Raw genomic sequence first — 18,466 nt, 5'->3', positions numbered from 1 at the left:
GCCCCCAGACCCCCGCTGTCGGCCTGAACGGCCTCGTCCTCAAACTCCCCCACTCTCGGCTTCGCTCGAGCGGGGGGACCCCCACGACGGGCTGGATTACTCACCGGCGCTCAAAGACGTCACCCCTGATACGGCGGCATCGTCCCCCACGTCCACCGCGGCACCGGCTGCTCCGCCGGCGGCTTGGCGTCCGGGCCGGAGAAGTACACCGCCAGCCTCGTCCCCCACTCCACATACGCCAAGAACGCCGACCGGAACTCGGCGTCCGTAGGGAGGCCGGCCTCGTCCGCCGCGTCCTCGATGAGGTTGACCCAGCGGCGGCGCTGCGGCTCGGTGATGTGCTTGCCGAAGTGTTTGGCGACCATGTGGCCGTGGCCGCCCTGGGTCAGGGAGTAGGTGGCGGGTCCGCCGAAGACCTCGCCGAGCCAGAGGGCGACGTGCTCCGCGTGGTCGGGGGCGAGGTCGGCGAAGAGCGGGGCGAGGAGGTCGTCCTTGAGGACCTTGTCGTAGAAGACCGACGTCAGACGGGTGAAGGCGGAGGCGCCCCCGGCCCAGTCGTACAGCGTCGGCACCGAGGAGCCCGTACCCCGTACCGTCGTCGGCTTGTAGTGGCGCATCTCCTCGATGTCGCCGACGTACGGGCGGATCTCCGTGAGGAAGTCGGAGAACAGGTCCGAGCTGCGGAAGCCCTCCAGGTGGTCCTCGGTCGACGTCCAGGTGATGCGCAGGATGTAGTGCTCGAAGTCCTCCTCGCAGCGAGCGAGTTCGTAGTTCACGCACTGCGGTGCCGCGGCCAGCTGGACCGCGGCCCGGGTGTAGGCGGCGAGGAACTCCGCCGAGCGGTCTTCGGGGATGCGGTAGCGGATGTACTCGACGGTCTGTGTGGTCATGCGCCCACGGAAACACGGACCGCCCGCCGGAAGCTGTAGTTCCGGCGGGCGGTTCGCTCAGCGCTCAGCGAACCTGCGGCTCACTTGGCGTAGTACGCGTTGTAGATCGAGATCGTCGACTTGTTGTTCTGCTTGTCGGTGATCTTGGCGTGGAAGGAGATGGCCTGCCCCTTCTCCGGGTTCTTCACCTTGATCTTGCCGCCCACGACGTCGAGCTTCGTCCAGGTCTGGCCGTAGTCGTACGACACGTACACGGACAGCGACTTGAGGTTGCCGCCCTTGGCGGCGCCCTCGACGGTGACCGGGATCGTCACCGTCTTGCCGGCCTCCACCTTGTTGTCCAGGCCGGTGGTCGCGTTGAAGCGGACCATGGACGCGGGCAGGGTGGCCACGTCGGAGGTCCTCTTCGAGCGGAACGTCCAGCTCGCGTCGATGCGAGTGGAGGCCTCGGCGACCAGGACGCTGCGCTTCACGGACGTCGTCAGCTTGTACTCGGCCTCGCCGGACGGGACCTTGAACTCCTTCTCACCGAACAGCGGGTCGTCGTTGGAGCCGACCTTGGTGCCGTTGCGGTAGAGGGTCGTGGCGACCGCGGTGAGGTCCGAGGAGCCGGCGTGGCCCGCCCCGTCGGCGAACAGCGGCAGGGAGCCGTAGATGCTGTTGCCTTCGCGGAAGAGCCCGAAGTACTTGTTCAGGTGCGGGCCGAAGACCGCCGTGTTGAAGGTCTTCGTGTACTTCTGGCCGGCTTTGAAGGTCTGCGGGTCGCCGAGCGTGGCGGACGCCTCCGGGATCGGGAGACCGCTCGCGTCATGGCCCTTGATCTGCACGAAGTCCCACGTCCACTGGATCTTGTCGGACGTCGACAGGTACAGCGTGCGCGCACCCGGCAGCTTCTGCTCGACGCCGTTCGCGAAGACGGCGTCCTCGGGGAACAGCCCGACGGGCTGCAGCGCGCCGGTCTTGCCGGGGGTTCCCGAACCGAGGTTGTTCTTCACCGTGGCGAGCTCGCTCGCCGTGAAGTGGCGGACCTTGTCGCCCTGGATCTTCTTGACCTTGGCGGTGGTGGCCACGTCGTACTCGGCGTCGTCGCCCTTGGTCCACTGGCCGTTCCAGGTCTGGTGCAGGCCCGTGACCTCGCCGCCGAGCGGCGCCATGCGCACGTCGGCGAAGGACTTCAGGCCGAAGCCGAAGCCGCCCGCGGGGTCGTAGCTGTAGCTGATCATCCCGAGCTGCTGCTTGGCCGCCGCGTCCGGCACCGTGATGTCGGCCGCCTTCGTCCTACGGGCGTCGATCGTCACCGTGGTGTTCTTGGTGACGCTCAGCTTCGGCTGGACCAGCCAGTCGAGGCCGCCCTCGAAGTTCACGAAGTCCTTCGCGATCCAGGCGTCCAGCAGGTAGTCGCCCTTGGGCAGACGCATCGTGGTCGTACCGGAGTCCGAGACGGTCACCGGGTAGCCGCGGCCCTCCGCCAGGCCCGAGTAGCCGATCAGGAGGTCGTTGTAGTTCCCGGTCGGCTGCCCGTCACGCCCGATGTGCTTGAACGTCACGCTGTACGACTGGATCTCGCGCTGCACACCGGCCGCGGTCCGCACGGTCTGGCCGCCGCCCGTCGCCGTCACATACGCGGAGTACGCGCCGTCGAGCGTCCCGCCCAGCTTGGTGTTGACCGTCAGGTTCACGGACGCCTTGCCGCCCGCCGGGACGGTCAGCTTCGTCGCGGCGAGCTTGAAGAAGCCCGCGGGGGCCGCCTGGCCCTTGGGGTTCGTGGCGGCGGCGGACAGGTTGAGCGTGACGTCCTTCGTACCGAGGTTGCGGTACGTCAGCTGCTTGGTGACCGGCTTGTCGTCGGTGTGCGGCCACTGCTGCACACCGAAGCTCACCGACACCGGGTCGGCGATCACCGACTGCTTGATGGCCTTGTCGACGGCGATACGGCCCGCGCCCTGCTGGAACGCCGTGTACTTGCCGCCCTTCGCGGAGCCGGTCAGCGCGCCCTTGAGCTCGGAGAACTTCCAGTCCGGGTGCTCCTGCTTCAGGATCGCCGCGGCACCCGCCACATGCGGCGTCGCCATCGACGTACCCGAGATGGTCAGATAGCCGGGCGGGTTCTCACCGACCTCCTGGTCGATGACGCTGCCCTTGGCCGCGGCCGCCGTGATGTCCACGCCGGGCGCGGTGACGTCCGGCTTGATGGCGCCGTCGACGGTCGGGCCGGTCGAGGAGAAGTCGGCCAGCTTGTCGTGGTCGTCGACCGCGCCGACGGTGATCGCGTCCTCGGCGCTGCCGGGCGAACCGACCGACTCGGGGCCGGAGTTGCCCGCGGCGATCGCGAAGAGGATGCCCTTCTGCTCGGACAGCTTGTTGACCTCGGCCTCGAGCGGGTCGATGCCGGGCGCGTCCTGGCCGCCGAGGCTCAGGTTCACGATGTCGGCGCCCTGGTCGGCGGCCCACTCCATGCCGGCGAGGATGCCGGAGTCGTCACCGGAGCCGGTGTCGTCGAGGACCTTGCCGTTGAGGATCTTCGCGCCGGGCGCGACACCCTTGTACTTGCCGCCCGACTTGGCGCCGGTGCCCGCCGCGATGGAGGCGACGTGTGTGCCGTGCCCGAAGTGGTCGGTGGCGTCGGCGGCGGTGGAGAAGTTCTTGGACTCGATGACCTGGGTCGCCAGGTCCGGGTGGGTCGCGTCGACACCGGTGTCCAGTACGGCGATCTTGACGCCCTTGCCGTCGTAGCCGGCGGCCCATGCCTTCGGCGCGCCGATCTGCGGGACGGATTTGTCGAGGCTGGCCTTGCGGGTGCCGTCGAGCCAGACGTGCGCGATGCCCGAGGCTGCCTTGCCGCCGTTGGTGACGGCGTCCCACAGCTCGGGGGTTTCCTTCTGCGGGGTCTGAACGGCGTCCGCGTTCAGGGACTTGAGGGTCCTGCGGAGGGTGCCGGCGTCACGGACGTCGGCCTTCGCGGCGGTCGCCGCGCCCTGGTAGCCGACGATGACCTTCAGGCCCTTGGCCTGGGACTTGCGGGTCGCGGACTTGTTGAGCTCGGTGATGTCGAACAGCCGCTGGTCCAGTTTGCCGGTGGCGACCATCCGGGCCGCGTCCGCGGGTACGACGAGCGTGTGCCCGCCGGCCTTGCGGAACTGAACGGGTATGTGCTCGCGCCCCTTCGCCCGCTCCAGGCCGACGACCCGGCCCTTGGAGTCGACGACCACGCGGTCGCCGGTGATCAGGGTGATGCGGTGCTTGGACGTGAGCTGAGTCTGCGGAGCAGTCGTCGACTGTTCCGGTCTCGCGGACGCCGGGCTGGTCATGCCCGCCGCCAGGGCCACGGCGGCCGCCGTGGCAACGGTGGCCGCGCATGCTCTTTTCACTTGTCTGCGCAAGTCTCCCCCTGGAGATGAAGTACCGGGCGTTTTCCCCTGTCACCCGGCCGGGGGCGGTCCCGCACACATGAACGCGTGCACCCCCCGGAACACGCAGTATGCCGGGGGGTGATCAGGTAGCTCAATAGTTGAGAGGGAGGTAAGAGGCGAGCCTGGGGACTGTTACGAGCCGGTCCCAAAGCCGTTACCGTACCGCGCAGTTACGCGCCCCCGTTCTCCTTGACGGTGAGCTTGCCCTTACGGATCGTCGCCAGCCGCGGGGCCTTCTTCGCGATCGCGGAGTCGTGGGTGACCATGATGAAGGTCAGCCCGAGCTCCTTCCACATGCGCTCCAGCACCTCCATGATCTCGTCGCGCATCGACTCGTCGAGATTTCCGGTGGGTTCGTCGGCGAGCAGCACCTTCGGCTGCTTGACGAGTGCTCTGGCTATGGCGACGCGCTGCTGCTGTCCTCCGGACATCTCGCCGGGCAGGTGTCCCAGCCGCTCGCCGAGTCCGACCGAGGTCAGCGCCTCCGCGGCCCGCTCGCGTCGCTCCTTCACCTTCACGCCGAGGGGTACGAGAGCGGTTTCGACGTTCTCCTGGGCGGTGAGGGTGGGGATGAGGTTGAAGGACTGGAAGACGAAACCGATGTTCTCGCTGCGGACGTTGGTGAGCTTGGCCTCGGAGAGCCTGGCCAGGTCGGTGCCGTCGAGGACGACTTCGCCGGAGGTGGGGCGGTCGAGACCGCCGAGCATCTGGAGGAGGGTGGATTTGCCGCCGCCGGTGGGGCCCTGGATGACGAGGCGGTCGCCGTCGGCGATGGAGAGGTCGACTCCGTCGAGGGCGTGGACGGTGTCCTTGCCCCGGGTGTAGCGCTTGGTGAGGTTTCTCAGTTCGTACATGAGGTGACTCCCGGGTTGTGTATGGGGGTTGGGGTGGTGCGCGTCGTGTCTTTGCTGCGGGCGGGTGGGGGCTGATCGCGCCCACGCGGCGGAGCCGCACATCGATACAGCCCCGCGCCCCTGAAAGCCGCTCAGCCGCCGGCAGCCGAGCAGACCCGCCCTACCCGCCCCAGCCGCAGCAGACGTTCAGCTACTCGACGCGCCTCAGCGCATCCGCCGGACGCAAGCGCGACGCCCGCCAGCCTCCAAAGGCACCGGCGATCAGACCGCCGGCCACCGCGAGGGCAACCGCCAGCGCAATGGTCGTCACGCTCACCGGTGCCGTCAGCGCGACCTCCAGCGTCTTCGCCGCCCGCCGCCCGGGCCCGCCGAAGCCGCCCCCAGGACCACCCAGCCCGCCCGTACCGCCGCCCAACTGCGCCTGCAGCGTGGGGCTGACGCTGGTCACGACGTACGCCCCCGCCAGACCGAGCGCGATACCGAGCGCACCGCCCAGCAGCCCGTTGACCATGGCTTCGCCGACGACCTGCCGGGTCACCCGCCCCGACTTCCACCCCAGCGCCTTCAGCGTGCCGAACTCCCGCACCCGCCGCGAAACGGCGGAGGACGTCAGCAGCCCCGCCACCAGGAACGCAGCCACCAGCACGGCGATCGACAGCCACTTGCCGACGTTGGTCGCGAGGGACGACGCCGTGGACAGCGACCCGGAGACCGTCTTCGCAAGGTCGGTGGACGTCGTGACCGTCGTACCCGAGACGTTCTTCTGGATCGTCGACTTGACCGAGTCGATCTGCTGGGAGTCGGTCGCCTTGACGTAGACCGTGGTGATCTTGTTCTTCTCGCCGGCCAGCGTCTGCGCCTGCCGCAGCGGGATGTACAGGTTGGCCGCCGCGTCACCGCTGTCCGCGGTCGCGATGCCGATCACCTTGAACTTGACGCCCTTGATGGTGACGGTCGAACCGACCTTGTACTTCTTCTCCTTGGCGTACGCCGAGTCCGCCACGACGACCTTCGCGTCCGTCTCGGTCGTCTTGAAGGTACGGCCGCTGGTGATCCTCGACGAGGTCAGCGGGCCGAGTGCCGTCTTCGTGACGTCGGTGCCGTACACCGTGTACTGGTTGATGTCGAAGTCCGCGCCGCCGCCCCGCACCTCGCCCTGCGGCTGCCCGGTGTCGCCGCCCGCGCCGCGTCCGCCCTGGCCGCCCCCGGAGTTCTGGTTCTGCTGGAACTGCCCGCGGGTGAACTGCCCGTCGACCTTCAGCACGTTGAGGCTCAGTCCGCCCACCGCAGACGAGACGCCCTTCTGGTCCCCGACCTCGGTGACGGTCGAGGCGGCCAGGGTCGTGAAGCCCTGCACGATGACCCGGTCGCTGCTCTGCGTCGAGGTGTCGTCGTTGCCCCGCGCGTCGAACTGGAAGCGCGGACGCTGGGAGTTGCCCGCCGTGGGCGTCGCAGCCTTGGTGACCGTCATGTCCGTGCCCAGCCCGTACAGCGACTGGAGGACCTTGTCCTGCGCCTTGCCCATGCCGGACGACACGGAGCTGACCACGATGACGAGCGCGATGCCGAGGGCAAGACCGGAGGCGACGACGAGGGCCGCCTTTCTGCGGCGGCGCAGTTCGCGCCTCAGGTAGGTGAAGAACATGCGCCGCAAGCTAGGGACGCCCCGTGATGACTCGATAAGGCGCCGATAAGAGACGCATGAGAAGGCGGTGCGGGGCCCGGAAACACCGATGCCGCCCCTGGGGGCGGCATCGGGAAGCTGTGAACCGACGGTGGGTCAGATGGCCGAACCGGCCTTCCACTGCGCCCAGCTGAGGTTCCACCCGTTGAGGCCGTTGTCCGGCTGGACGATCTTGTCGCCGGTGTTGGAGACGACCACGACGTCACCGACGATCGAGTGGCTGTACATCCAGTAGCCCGGCGTGCTGGTGTCGTTGGCGCCCTTGGTGTCCGAGAGGCCCACGCAGCCGTGGCTGGTGTTCACCGAGCCGAAGATGGACTTCGCGCCCCAGTAGTTGCCGTGCAGGAAGGTGCCGGAGTTGGTGAGGCGGATGGCGTGCGGCACGTCCTTGATGTCGTACTCGGCCTTGCCGTCGTTGTCCGTGAAGCCGACGGTCGTGCCGTTCATGCGCGTCTGCTTGTACTTCTCGGACATCACCATGATGCCGTTGTACGTCGTGTGCTCCGGAGAACCGGCCGAGATCGGGATGGTCTTGATCGTCTTGCCGTCCTGCGTGACCTTCATCTGCTTGGTCTTGGCGTCGACGTACGAGACCTGGTTGCGGCCGATGTGGAAGGTGACCGTCTTCTGCTGCACGCCGTAGACACCGGAGGCGCCCTCGACACCGTCAAGCGCGAGCTTCAGCGTGACGGTGGAGTTCTCCTTCCAGTAGTTCTCCGGGCGGAAGTCGAGGCGGTTGGCGCCGAACCAGTGTCCGACGACCTCCTGGCCGCTGGTGGAGGAGACCGTGATGCCCTTCTGGACCGCGGCCTTGTTGGTGATCGCCTTGTCGAAGTTGATCGACACCGGCATGCCCACGCCGACGGTGGTGCCGTTGTCCGGCGTGAAGGTGCCTATGAAGCTGTTGGCCGGGGCGACCGTGGTGAACGAGGCGTTCTCGTGCGCGACACGACCGGCGGAGTCCTTCGCCACCGCCGCGACCTTGTAGGTGGTCGAGCGCTCCAGCTGGGCGTTCGGCTTCCAGCTGGTCTTGTCGGCGGAGAGCGTGCCGGCGACGGCGGTGCCGCTCTCGGTCGTCATGGTCACGCCCGTGAGCGTGCCCTTGCTGACGGTGACGGCCGCGGAGTTGTTGATGGAGGCGTTGTCGGAGCCGTCCTTCGGCGTGATCTTGATGTTCGCCTCGGACGCCTTCTGGGCCGCCGCCTCGTCGGCCTTGGCCTGCGAGGTGTCCTTGCCCTTGCTGCCGGAGGCGTCGCCGCCGCCACCGCCGCCACCGGAACAGGCCGAGAGCACCAGAACCCCGCCGAGCAGTGCGGACGCGACCGTCAGGCCCCTGCGCCGCTTACTGTTCGTCATCACACGCTTCTCCATTGTTGCCGTATCCCCAAAAAGCCCCGAGAGCCCCCGTTAACGAACTTCAACGCTACGGCCGGTACGTCCCGTTCCACATATCCCGCAGGTGTGGGCCACGCCACGTCTCAGACGAAGAAACCCCGGACGGCGATTGCCACCCGGGGTCACGTTTTCCCAAGCCGCTCAGGAGACGCCGGCAGCCCCCTCGTCCTCGTCGTCCTCGTCGACATCATCCTCGTCCAGGTCCCAATCCGGCGAATCGGGGTCGTAGTCGATGGGCTCGCTCGACCAGGAGGCCTGCGCGAGGTCGACCCCCGGCACGTCGCTCACCAGGTCGAACGGGTCGACCAGAGAAGCCAGGGCCTCCGCCGTGTCTTCCGTCACAACGCCCTCGGCGTGCGCCCGCTCGTCGGCCGGCAAGTCGGTGTCGGCGGCGAGGCGCCGCAGCGCAGCCTTGGTCAGTTCGCCGGCGTCCTCGATTTCGAGGACAAGTTCCACTCGAAGGCGGACAAAACGTGATGTCTCTTCAGTGTTCATGCCCGGAGCGTAAGGCCCGGGGCTCCCGTGACTTTCCTGTGACCCGCGCCTTTCACTAACATCGCCCCACACGGCCAATTCGCCAGCGCCACAAGGGGATCGATATTCCGTGTCATCCGCTCGACGTCCGTTGCTGACCGCCACCGCCGCAGGCACCGTCCTGTGCGCCCTGTGGTTCGTTCCCTCCGCCAAGGCGACCGGGGAAGAACCGGCGAGAACAGCGTCGTCGGCTGCCCCGGCCTCGCAGGTCACAGCGCAGGCGCGGGCCGTCTCGGAGACCACGGACAGCTCCGGCACCCAGGCCCAACTCGCCGACACGGGAAGCCCCGACACCACTCCCTACGTCATCGGCGGCACTCTCTTCCTCGGGGTCGGCGCCGGATTCGTGGCGTATTCGGTGCGCCGGGAGCGCCTCGGCTTTTGAATGTGATTGACGCTTCCTTGACTCCACCTTCGTAGTCCGCGCATCAAGAGATCATCGAGGGTGCGTGCGGGCGCCACGGCTGCCGTGAGCGTGCTGTCGCTCGCCCTCATCACGGGTTGCGGCGGGAACTCGGACGACTCCAAGGGCTCCGGCTCCAAGGACTCCTCCTCGTCGACTGCGGCCGCGAAGGCGCTCAGCGCGGCCGAGCTGAAGAAGCTCATCATCAGCGGGGCGGACCTCGACGGCTACGACGTCAAGTCGGCGGACACCGGCGGGGTCCCCCCGCTCGAGCGAAGCCGAGAGTGGGGGAGCGCACCGCTCGCCTGCGTCCTCACCGGGTTCGCGCCGGGCGACACGAGCGCGTACGTCAACCGGATGGCCACGGAGAAGAGCGACAAGCCCACACCGACGGGCACCTCGGACAAGGACCTCGACGCCGCGATGAACGGCCTCCAGGACGTCCAGGAGTCCAAGTTGACGATCGTCTCGCTGTCCTCGTACGACGGCGGGGGCGCCCAGGACACGATGAAGTCCGTGTCGGACGCGGTGAGCGGCTGCGCGAACGGCTTCACGGTCTCGGCCAAGGGCCAGGACACCCAGAAGTTCACGAAGGTCGCCGAGGAGAAGTCCTCCGGCAGCGATGACGCGTCGGTGGCGTTCGCCGTGACCGGCAAGGCCGACGGCGACACGACGACGGTGCACGCCGAGGTGGTGCGGCACGACAAGTACGGCGTGCCCGCCGAGATCGTCAAGGCGCAGGCGGCCAAGCTCGCACAGAGCTGACCCGCGGGGAGGGCCGCCGCCGGGGGGAGACAGCGGCGGCCCTCGTACCTACCGGAGCGGTCAGGCGAGCGGTCCCGTCACCCGCTCCACCGCGGCGACCAGATGCCCGTCGCGCACGAACGCGTCCGCGGCGGCCAGATCGGGCGCCAGGAACCGGTCCGGGCCGGGGCCCTGGACCCCCGCCGCCCGTGCGGCCGCGATGGCCGCCTGCGAGGCGGGCGCCGGGGCCAGGCCCTCGCGCAGTTCGATGGCGCGGGTGGCGGCGTACAGCTCGATGGCGACCACGCGTGTGAGGTTGTCGACGGCCGTACGCAGCTTGCGGGCGGCCGACCAGCCCATGGAGACGTGGTCCTCCTGCATGGCGGAGGAGGGGATCGAGTCCGCGGACGCCGGTACGGCCAGCCGCTTCATCTCGCTGACCAGCGCCGCCTGCGTGTACTGGGCGATCATCAGCCCCGAGTCGACACCCGCGTCGTCGGCCAGGAACGGCGGCAGGCCGTGGCTGCGGTTCTTGTCGAGCAGCCGGTCGGTGCGGCGCTCGGCGATCGACGCCAGGTCAGCGGCGGCGATGGCGAGGAAGTCCAGGACGTACGCCACCGGGGCGCCGTGGAAGTTGCCGTTGGACTCGACGCGCCCGTCGGGCAGGACCACCGGGTTGTCCACGGCCGAGGCCAGCTCGCGCTCGGCGACGAGCCGTGCGTGCGCCATGGTGTCCCGTCCGGCGCCGGCGACCTGCGGGGCGCAGCGCACCGAGTAGGCGTCCTGGACGCGCGGCGCGTCGTCCTGGTGGTGCCCGGTGAGCTCCGAACCCTTCAGTACGGCCAGCATGTTGGCGGCGGAGGCACTCTGCCCCGGGTGCGGGCGGATGGCGTGCAGCTCGGGTGCGAGCACCTTGTCCGTCCCGAGGAGCGCCTCAAGGGACAGGGCGGCCGTGATGTCGGCGGACTTGTAGAGGGCGTCCAGGTCGGCGAGGGCCATGACCAGCATGCCGAGCATGCCGTCGGTGCCGTTGAGAAGGGCGAGGCCCTCCTTCTCCCGCAGTTCGACGGGGGCGATCCCGTGCTCGGCGAGCAGCTCACCGGCGGGGCGGACGGTCCCGTCCGGTCCTTCCGCCTCTCCCTCTCCCATCAGCGTGAGGGCGCAGTGGGACAGGGGTGCGAGGTCGCCGGAGCAGCCGAGGGAGCCGTACTCGTGGACGACCGGGGTGATCCCGGCGTTGAGCACGTCGGCCATGGTCTGCGCGACCTCGGGCCGCACGCCCGTGTGCCCCGAGCAGACGGTCTTCAGCCGCAGGAACATCAGGGCCCGTACGACTTCCCGCTCCACCCGCGGCCCGAGGCCGGCGGCGTGCGAGCGGACGATGTTGCGCTGCAGCTGAGCGCGGAGTTCCGGGCTGATGTGCCGGGTCGCCAGGGCGCCGAAGCCGGTGCTGACGCCGTAGACGGGCTCGGGCTTGGCCGCCAGCGCGTCCACGATCTCCCGGGCGGCGGCGAGGGCCGCCACCGCCTCCGCGGAAAGCTCGACCCGGGCACCGCCGCGCGCCACGGCAAGGACGTCGGACGCGGTCACCCCGGACGTCCCCACCACCACAGTGTGCATATCCATATTCAGGAGCGTACGCAGTGAAGACGAAGATGTCACTACTGGGTTGCGGGTACGCCCCTTACACGCGGGTAACTCTTGCGTTTGAGGACGAGGCCGTTCAGGCCGATACGGGGGCCTGGGGGCGGAGCCCCCCAGCACGTCACCCCGGCCGCCCCCGGAACCGCCGCCGCTCAGCCGGCACCTGAGGCGAAGGCTCGTCGGCCAACCGCACCACGGGGTCGTCGGGCCCCGCCCGCCCAGCCACCACCGGCCCACCCGAGCGGAGCGCCTTCGCCCGGTACTGGGCCGCGTCCGCCAGCCGGAACAGCCGCCGGGCCGACCGCACGGGCCCGATGGGATCCTCCGTGGAAGCCACCCCGCAGGCGACCCCGTCGCCCAGTTCCAACTCGGCGGCACGGCGGCACAGTTCGTCGGCCGCCTTGACGGCCTCGTCGGCGGGCGGGCCGACGGAGAGCAGACAGAACTCGTCGCCGCCGAGGCGGGCGGCGAGCGTGCCGGGGAGCATCGCGCCGCACAGGGAGAGGACGGAGCCGAAACGCTCCAGGAGGCGGTCGCCGACGGCGTGCCCCTGGGTGTCGTTGACGCGCTTGAGGCCGTTGAGGTCGCAGACGACGAGGCTGACGACCGTGCCGTCCGCGCGGTGCCGCTCGACGGCTTCGTCCAGCTTCGCATCGACCGCACGGCGGTTGGCGAGACCGGTGAGGGCGTCGGTGTAGGCGAGCCGTCTCACCTCCTCCAGCCGCTCCGCCTGGGCGATCCCGGCGGCGACGACGGCGGCCAGAACGGTCGCGAAGTCGGCGTCGCCCCGGTCGAAGACGGGAGCACCGGCGGGGCGGGCCACGTAGAGCTCGCCCCACGCGCGCCCGTGCAGCACGATCGGGGCGACGACACAGCAGCCGCGGCCCCGGCGGCGCAGGGCGGCGACGCGCTGGTGGAGGTAGCCGGGGCGGCCGCCTGCCGTGGGCCCCTGCGCCGTCTCGACCCAGGCGTCGGGCTCGCCGCCGCCGGCCCACCGCTCGTGCAGGAACTCGGTGATCTCGGGGAACTGGTGCACGGGGTACGACTCGTCCTCGGGGAACTCCTCCTCCCCTTCGGCCCGGTCCCCCACGTTCGCGAGGACCCGCAGCCGGCCGAGCTCCCGCTCCCACACCGACAACGCGGCGAAGCTCCCGCCGAGCGCACGGCACCCTCCGGCCGCCGCCGCCCGCCACGCCTCGCGCGAGCCATGCGCCGCCGCCATGCCCTGCGCCAGCGCGACGACCGCTGCGAGCCGTTTGTCCTCACCCATTACTCCAGGTTAGGGAGGTTTTGAGGGTTTCGGGACATTGGTGCGGCGGTGGGGTGACCTGCTGGGGGCTCCGCCCCCGGGCCCCCGTTCGGCCTGAACGGCCTCGTCCTCACACTCCCCCGGAGGGGGTGCCCCCGGACGGGCTGATGGACGAAACAACTACTCCCCCGGCCACTCCGGCCTCCGCTTCTCGTTGAACGCCGCCACCCCCTCCGCCCGGTCCCCCGAGAACGCCACCGACCGCCATGCCGCATCCTCGACCTCAAGCCCGGCTCGCAGATCGAGTCCGTGCCCCAGCCTCAACGCACGCTTGGCGGCCCGCAGGCCGACCGGGGAGTTCGCGGCGATGCGGGCGGCCAGGTCGAGCGCCGCCTCCCGGTCGCGGCCCTCTTCCACCAGCTCGTCGACGAGCCCCAACTCCCGTGCCTCCGCGGCCTGCAGACGCCGTGCGGTGAAGATGAGCTCGGCCGCCCGGGCGGCCCCCACCCGGCGCGGCAGCAGCTGCGTACCGCCGCCGCCCGGGATGACGCCCACGGACACCTCCGGCAGCCCCACCACCGCCGTACGGTCGGCCACGATCAGGTCGCACGACAGGGCCAGCTCGAAGCCGCCGCCCAGGGCGAACCCGTGCACTGCCGCGATCGTCGGCACCGGCAGCTCCAGGACCCCGGTGTAGGCGGCCCGCGCCACCGGCCGCTGCCGGAGCAGATCGGCGTCGGTGAAGGAGTTCCGCTCCTTGAGGTCGGCCCCGACGCAGAACGCCCGCTCGTGCGTGGACGTCACCACGACCACCCGTACGTCACGGTCCGCACCGAGTGCCGCGCAGGCCCCGGCGATCGACCGCGCCATCTCGCTCGACACCGCGTTCATGGCCTTGGGCCGGTCGAGGACGAGCTCCGCGACATGCCCGACGTCCCCGACGCCCTCGTCGCCGTGTCGCCGCACCACCACGAACTCCCCGAACCGCTCCTCGCCCATGACACCCTCCGGTTAACGCGGGTTAACAACCGTCGGCCCGATCATTGCAGGGTTTCGTTCCGTTGTCCCCGTTCGGGTGACATCCCGCCCAACTCCCGCCACACCGCCCATGGGAGCGCATACGGTGCGTCCGCCACGGCGCACAGGGGAGCGCGGGCGCAAGGGGGAGGGGACATGATGACGATGACGGCGGAGACATCGGTGAGGCGCGGCCGTCATCGCAGGCCCCGCCCCCGCAAACTGCTGTTCGCGGTCAGCGGTCTGGCACTGGCGGCCGGCGCCCTGAGCCTCGTCCGTATGGCACCGGATCCGGGAAGCGCGGGGTTGGGAACCACGGAGGCGGATCCCGGCCAGGATCCGGGCACCGACCAGTCGAGCAAGGCCGTGGCCGCCGTCGAGGCCGCACCCCGGGTGAGCCCGTCGGCGACCTACGCAATGGGCGGGGCGACCACGACGGCACCTTCCACCCTCGCACCCATGCAAACGGCGCCCCCGTCACCGAGCCTGCCGCCCACCCCGGACACCACAACCATCCCGGTCACACCGAACACCCCGACGCCCACGACCACTCAGCAGCCGCCTGAGACACAGACTCCCGCCCCACGCCCGACTCCGACACCCGCCCGGACGACGCCCCCGCCCACCCCACAGCCAGACGAGTCCGACCTGTGCGTACCGGTCATCGGCCTGTGCGTGGACTCACTCGCCAGGCGCTGAGGAGCGCCCCATGGGGGCGCGGGGCTGTACCAATATGCGGCTCCGCCGCGTGGGCGCGACCAGCCACAACGAAGCCGCATCCGAAAAACGCACCCCGCGGCGGAGCCGCAACCCAGGCATACCCGGCGGGGTGCTCAACCCCGCCGCGTCAGGAGCCACGGCTCCACCACACCAAGCCCCCGCACCGGCCGCTGCCACATCGGCTGCAGGGCAAACCGGTACACCGGAGGCTCCTCCCCCTCCTTCTCCGCCGCGGCAGCCGCCTCGGCCGCCTCGGCCTCGGAGGCCGGTGCCTCCCCGGTGCGGATCAGCTCCTGGGCGAAGTCGGCGTCGACCAGGACGGCGTCACGCGGGGCTATCGACGTCAGCCGGGAGGCGAGGTTCACCGTCGTACCGAACACATCGCCCATACGGGTGGTCACCGTGCCGAAGGCGATGCCGACGCGCAGCTCGGGCATCGTCTCGTCGTTCGCCATGGTCTCTATGAGACGCAGCGCGATCTCGGCGGCGATGCCCGCGTCGTCGGCCGCGTAGAGCACTTCGTCGCCCAGCGTCTTGACCAGCCGGCCGCCGTGCGCGGCGACCAGGTCGGCGGCGGTGGTCTCGAAGGCCTCGACGAGTTCGCCGAGTTCCTCCTCCTCCATACGGCGGGTCAGGCGGGTGAAGCCGACCAGGTCCGCGAAGCCGACGGCCAGTCGCCGGTCGACCATCTCCTCGTCGTCGGCGGCCTGCACGACCCGCCCGGCCGAGGCGGCGAGCTGGCGCCGCCACACGTAGACGAGGAACTCCTCCAGTTCGGGCAGGAGCAGTTCGACGATCGGGTACGTCACCTCGGTGCGCGTCATCCCGGGTTCCGGGGGCTCGGTCAGGCCCTCCAGGAAGGAGTCGATCTGCCACTCGGCGAGCCGGGCGGTGGTCTGCCCGGTGGACCGGGCCACCTGCACGGCCATCGCCTCGCTCAGCAGCCCCGCCTCGACGAGGCCGGACAGGCGGCGCAGCGCCAGTACGTCGGCCTCCGTGAGCGCCTTGGCCTGTCCGATGTCGGCGAAGCCCATGGCCCGCCAGAAGCGGGTGGCCAGCTCCACCGAGACGCCCGCGCTGCGGGCCGCCTGAAAGGGGGTGTAGCGTCGCTCCGCGCCGAGGATCAGGTGTTCCAGACGCAGGGCGAGCGGGTCCTCGCCGGGATCGGCGGCGTGGGGGTCCACCCGGCCGTCCGCGCCCGTGCCGGAGCCCGTGTCGTCGACGGTCACGCCTGCTGCCCTTCCGATCTGCCACGGTCAGGTATCGACCGGCCTCAACTGTACGGCAGGTGTGCCCTAGCTCACTCCCGGGAGTCGTGCACAGCTGCAGGCAGCCGTGCATCCACCCTCGGTCAGACGGGCCTCAGGTGCACGATGTCGCCGGCCCCCACCGGCTCCTGCACTCCGTCCTGCGTCGCGATCACCAGCCTTCCGTCGCCGTCCACCGCCACCGCCTCCCCGGTGATCGCCCGGTCGCCCGGCAGCTCGGCGCGCACCGTCCTGCCCAGCGTCGCGCAGCCCGCCGCGTACGTCTCCTGCAGACCGCTCACCGAAGGATCGCCGCCCGCGTCGCGCCAGCGCCCGTACCACTCCTCCAGGGAGCGCAGCATGGCCCGCAGGAGGGGGTCGCGGTCGGTGCTCACCGCTCCGGCGAGGGCCAGCGAGCCCGCCTGCGGCACCGGCAGTTCGCCCTCCCGCAGCGTGACATTGACGCCGACCCCGATGACGACCCCGTCGTCCCCGGCCCGCTCGGCGAGGATGCCGCCGGCCTTGCGTTCCTCGCCGCCGATGGAAACAAGCAGGTCGTTGGGCCACTTGAGTGCCGTGTCCACGCCCGCGGAGCGGGACAGCCCCGTCGCCACGGCGACCCCGGTGAGCAGTGGCAGCCAGCCCCAGCGGGCGACCGGCACCTCGGCCGGTTTCAGCAGCACGGAGAAGAAGAGGCCGGAGCGGGCCGGTGCCGTCCACTGGCGGTCCAGGCGGCCCCGCCCGGAGGTCTGCTCCTCGGCGACCAGGACGTGCCCCTCGCCCGCCTTGCCCGCGCCCGCCAGGGCGACCAGGTCGGAGTTGGTGGAGCCGGTGCTGCGCACCACCTCCACCTCGCGCCACAGCCCGCCCTCCTGCACCAGGCCGCGCCGCAGCGCGGCGGCGTTGAGCGGAGGCCGGTCCAGGTCGGACCAGCGGCTGTCGTCTGAAGCATCTCGCGGCGTCATGCAAGCCACCCTAGGTGTGTGAAACGCCGCACTGCTGATTCGTAGCGCCACCACTACTCTACGGATGAGTAACCGTCCCCCCTTTTGAGCAGGCAGGGAGCCGCGATCCCGATGTCCGAGCCGGAAGAGATCGATATCCACACCACCGCGGGCAAGCTCGCGGATCTCCAGCGTCGTATCGAGGAAGCGACGCACGCCGGCTCCGCACGCGCCGTCGAAAAACAGCACGCCAAGGGCAAGTTGACGGCCCGTGAGCGCATCGAGCTCCTCCTCGACGAGGGCTCCTTCGTCGAGCTGGACGAGTTCGCCCGGCACCGCTCCACGAACTTCGGACTGGAGAACAACCGCCCGTACGGGGACGGCGTGGTGACCGGTTACGGCACCGTCGACGGCCGCCCCGTCGCGGTCTTCTCCCAGGACTTCACCGTCTTCGGCGGTGCTCTCGGCGAGGTCTACGGCCAGAAGATCGTCAAGGTCATGGACTTCGCGCTGAAGACCGGCTGTCCGGTCATCGGCATCAACGACTCCGGCGGCGCCCGCATCCAGGAGGGGGTCGCCTCCCTGGGCGCGTACGGCGAGATCTTCCGCCGCAACACCCACGCCAGCGGTGTCATCCCGCAGATCAGCCTGGTCGTCGGCCCCTGCGCGGGCGGCGCGGTCTACTCCCCCGCGATCACCGACTTCACGGTCATGGTTGACCAGACCTCGCACATGTTCATCACCGGCCCGGACGTCATCAAGACGGTCACCGGCGAGGACGTCGGCTTCGAGGAACTGGGCGGCGCCCGCACCCACAACTCCACGTCCGGCGTGGCCCACCACATGGCCGGCGACGAGAAGGACGCCATCGAGTACGTCAAGCAGCTGCTGTCGTACCTGCCGTCCAACAACCTCTCCGAGGCCCCCGTCTTCCCGGAGGAGGCGGACCTGGCGGTCACCGCCGAGGACCTCGAGCTGGACGCGATCGTGCCGGACAGCGCGAACCAGCCGTACGACATGCACACGGTGATCGAACACGTCCTGGACGACGCCGAGTTCTTCGAGACACAGCCGCTGTTCGCGCCGAACATCCTCACCGGCTTCGGGCGGGTGGAGGGCCACCCGGTCGGCATCGTCGCCAACCAGCCGATGCAGTTCGCGGGCTGCCTCGACATCGACGCGAGCGAGAAGGCGGCGCGCTTCGTGCGCACCTGCGACGCCTTCAACCTCCCGGTCATCACCTTCGTCGACGTGCCGGGCTTCCTGCCGGGCGTCGACCAGGAGCACACCGGCATCATCCGGCGCGGCGCCAAGCTGATCTACGCCTACGCCGAGGCGACCGTCCCGCTGATCACGGTCATCACCCGCAAGGCCTTCGGCGGCGCCTACGACGTCATGGGCTCCAAGCACCTCGGCGCGGACCTCAACCTCGCCTGGCCGACCGCCCAGATCGCCGTCATGGGCGCCCAGGGCGCGGTCAACATCCTGCACCGCCGCACCATCGCGGAGGCGGAGACCGCCGGAGACCTGGAGGCGACCCGCGCCCGGCTGATCCAGGAGTACGAGGACGCCCTCCTCAACCCCTACATCGCGGCCGAGCGCGGCTACATCGACTCGGTGATCATGCCGTCCGACACCCGCCGGCACGTCGTACGCGGCCTGCGTCAGCTGCGCACCAAGCGGGAATCCCTGCCCCCGAAGAAGCACGGCAACATTCCCCTCTAGGAGCCG

Annotated in this window: 15 protein-coding genes; 4 read left to right on the top strand and 11 right to left on the bottom strand. The window is 70.0% G+C overall.

Annotated elements, in window-relative coordinates:
• Positions 1-119: 119 nt before the first annotated feature.
• From ACFY1U_RS07985 to ACFY1U_RS07960, 6 genes are all read right to left on the bottom strand, one after another.
• Positions 120-890, bottom strand: coding sequence for a group II truncated hemoglobin (locus tag ACFY1U_RS07985; protein ID WP_390693248.1), 771 nt, complete (start codon positions 888-890; stop codon positions 120-122).
• A gap of 80 nt (positions 891-970) precedes the next feature.
• A complete protein-coding gene (locus ACFY1U_RS07980) occupies positions 971-4,258 on the bottom strand; it encodes a S8 family serine peptidase (protein ID WP_390693247.1) in 3,288 nt (1,095 codons plus the stop codon).
• 212 nt (positions 4,259-4,470) lie between these two features.
• Positions 4,471-5,154 (bottom strand): ABC transporter ATP-binding protein, encoded by a 684-nt coding sequence (locus tag ACFY1U_RS07975; RefSeq protein ID WP_390693246.1) that lies wholly within the window; start codon positions 5,152-5,154, stop codon positions 4,471-4,473.
• Between the two features lie 190 nt (positions 5,155-5,344).
• The gene (locus ACFY1U_RS07970) at positions 5,345-6,799 is read right to left on the bottom strand and encodes an ABC transporter permease (protein ID WP_390693245.1); all 1,455 of its coding nucleotides are present in this window, start codon (positions 6,797-6,799) and stop codon (positions 5,345-5,347) included.
• Between the two features lie 135 nt (positions 6,800-6,934).
• Positions 6,935-8,209 carry an Ig-like domain-containing protein gene (locus ACFY1U_RS07965; protein ID WP_390693244.1) on the bottom strand — a complete coding sequence of 425 codons (1,275 nt, stop codon included), beginning with the start codon at positions 8,207-8,209 and terminating at the stop codon, positions 6,935-6,937.
• 165 nt (positions 8,210-8,374) lie between these two features.
• Entirely contained in the window at positions 8,375-8,728 is a 354-nt protein-coding gene (locus ACFY1U_RS07960; RefSeq protein WP_390693243.1) for a hypothetical protein, read from the bottom strand.
• A 109-nt stretch (positions 8,729-8,837) separates the two neighbouring features.
• Between ACFY1U_RS07960 and ACFY1U_RS07955 the strand changes: the two genes are divergently transcribed.
• Positions 8,838-9,152, top strand: coding sequence for a hypothetical protein (locus ACFY1U_RS07955; protein WP_390693242.1), 315 nt, complete (start codon positions 8,838-8,840; stop codon positions 9,150-9,152).
• An 84-nt stretch (positions 9,153-9,236) separates the two neighbouring features.
• The gene (locus tag ACFY1U_RS07950; protein ID WP_390693241.1) at positions 9,237-9,935 is read left to right on the top strand and encodes a hypothetical protein; all 699 of its coding nucleotides are present in this window, start codon (positions 9,237-9,239) and stop codon (positions 9,933-9,935) included.
• A 60-nt stretch (positions 9,936-9,995) separates the two neighbouring features.
• Here the strand turns inward: ACFY1U_RS07950 and hutH are convergent, their stop codons facing one another.
• The 3 genes from hutH to ACFY1U_RS07935 form a co-directional block, all read right to left on the bottom strand.
• Positions 9,996-11,534: a histidine ammonia-lyase gene (gene hutH, locus ACFY1U_RS07945; protein ID WP_390693671.1), complete on the bottom strand. Its 1,539-nt coding sequence runs from the start codon at positions 11,532-11,534 to the stop codon at positions 9,996-9,998.
• A gap of 145 nt (positions 11,535-11,679) precedes the next feature.
• Entirely contained in the window at positions 11,680-12,828 is a 1,149-nt protein-coding gene (locus ACFY1U_RS07940) for a diguanylate cyclase domain-containing protein (RefSeq protein ID WP_390693240.1), read from the bottom strand.
• Between the two features lie 159 nt (positions 12,829-12,987).
• Positions 12,988-13,806, bottom strand: a complete 819-nt coding sequence (locus ACFY1U_RS07935; RefSeq protein ID WP_390693239.1) for an enoyl-CoA hydratase/isomerase family protein — start codon at positions 13,804-13,806, stop codon at positions 12,988-12,990.
• A 174-nt stretch (positions 13,807-13,980) separates the two neighbouring features.
• Here ACFY1U_RS07935 and ACFY1U_RS07930 point away from each other — a divergent pair, with 174 nt between their 5' ends.
• A complete protein-coding gene (locus tag ACFY1U_RS07930) occupies positions 13,981-14,523 on the top strand; it encodes a hypothetical protein (protein WP_390693238.1) in 543 nt (180 codons plus the stop codon).
• Positions 14,524-14,657: 134 nt separating this feature from the next.
• Here the strand turns inward: ACFY1U_RS07930 and ACFY1U_RS07925 are convergent, their stop codons facing one another.
• On the bottom strand, positions 14,658-15,773 hold the full coding sequence (locus ACFY1U_RS07925; protein ID WP_115906251.1) for an adenylate/guanylate cyclase domain-containing protein: 1,116 nt from the start codon (positions 15,771-15,773) through the stop codon (positions 14,658-14,660).
• Between the two features lie 122 nt (positions 15,774-15,895).
• The gene (locus tag ACFY1U_RS07920) at positions 15,896-16,756 is read right to left on the bottom strand and encodes a biotin--[acetyl-CoA-carboxylase] ligase (RefSeq protein ID WP_390693237.1); all 861 of its coding nucleotides are present in this window, start codon (positions 16,754-16,756) and stop codon (positions 15,896-15,898) included.
• Positions 16,757-16,867: 111 nt separating this feature from the next.
• Here ACFY1U_RS07920 and ACFY1U_RS07915 point away from each other — a divergent pair, with 111 nt between their 5' ends.
• Entirely contained in the window at positions 16,868-18,460 is a 1,593-nt protein-coding gene (locus ACFY1U_RS07915) for an acyl-CoA carboxylase subunit beta (protein WP_390693236.1), read from the top strand.
• The last annotated feature ends 6 nt before the right edge of the window (positions 18,461-18,466 follow it).

The sequence above is a fragment of the Streptomyces sp. NPDC001351 genome (genome assembly GCF_042896045.1).
Classification (GTDB): domain Bacteria; phylum Actinomycetota; class Actinomycetes; order Streptomycetales; family Streptomycetaceae; genus Streptomyces.
This window is presented reverse-complemented; position numbering and strand designations above follow the sequence as displayed.

Excerpts from the sequence above, each read along its gene's own strand:
- ACFY1U_RS07930 (WP_390693238.1), top strand. The coding sequence starts at position 13,981 with ATGATGACGATGACGGCGGAGACATCGGTGAGGCGCGGCCGTCATCGC.
- ACFY1U_RS07960 (WP_390693243.1), bottom strand. The coding sequence starts at position 8,728 with ATGAACACTGAAGAGACATCACGTTTTGTCCGCCTTCGAGTGGAACTT.
- ACFY1U_RS07965 (WP_390693244.1), bottom strand. The coding sequence starts at position 8,209 with ATGGAGAAGCGTGTGATGACGAACAGTAAGCGGCGCAGGGGCCTGACG.
- ACFY1U_RS07970 (WP_390693245.1), bottom strand. The coding sequence starts at position 6,799 with ATGTTCTTCACCTACCTGAGGCGCGAACTGCGCCGCCGCAGAAAGGCG.
- ACFY1U_RS07915 (WP_390693236.1), top strand. The coding sequence starts at position 16,868 with ATGTCCGAGCCGGAAGAGATCGATATCCACACCACCGCGGGCAAGCTC.
- ACFY1U_RS07940 (WP_390693240.1), bottom strand. The coding sequence starts at position 12,828 with ATGGGTGAGGACAAACGGCTCGCAGCGGTCGTCGCGCTGGCGCAGGGC.
- ACFY1U_RS07975 (WP_390693246.1), bottom strand. The coding sequence starts at position 5,154 with ATGTACGAACTGAGAAACCTCACCAAGCGCTACACCCGGGGCAAGGAC.
- hutH (WP_390693671.1), bottom strand. The coding sequence starts at position 11,534 with ATGCACACTGTGGTGGTGGGGACGTCCGGGGTGACCGCGTCCGACGTC.
- ACFY1U_RS07985 (WP_390693248.1), bottom strand. The coding sequence starts at position 890 with ATGACCACACAGACCGTCGAGTACATCCGCTACCGCATCCCCGAAGAC.
- ACFY1U_RS07935 (WP_390693239.1), bottom strand. The coding sequence starts at position 13,806 with ATGGGCGAGGAGCGGTTCGGGGAGTTCGTGGTGGTGCGGCGACACGGC.
- ACFY1U_RS07920 (WP_390693237.1), bottom strand. The coding sequence starts at position 16,756 with ATGACGCCGCGAGATGCTTCAGACGACAGCCGCTGGTCCGACCTGGAC.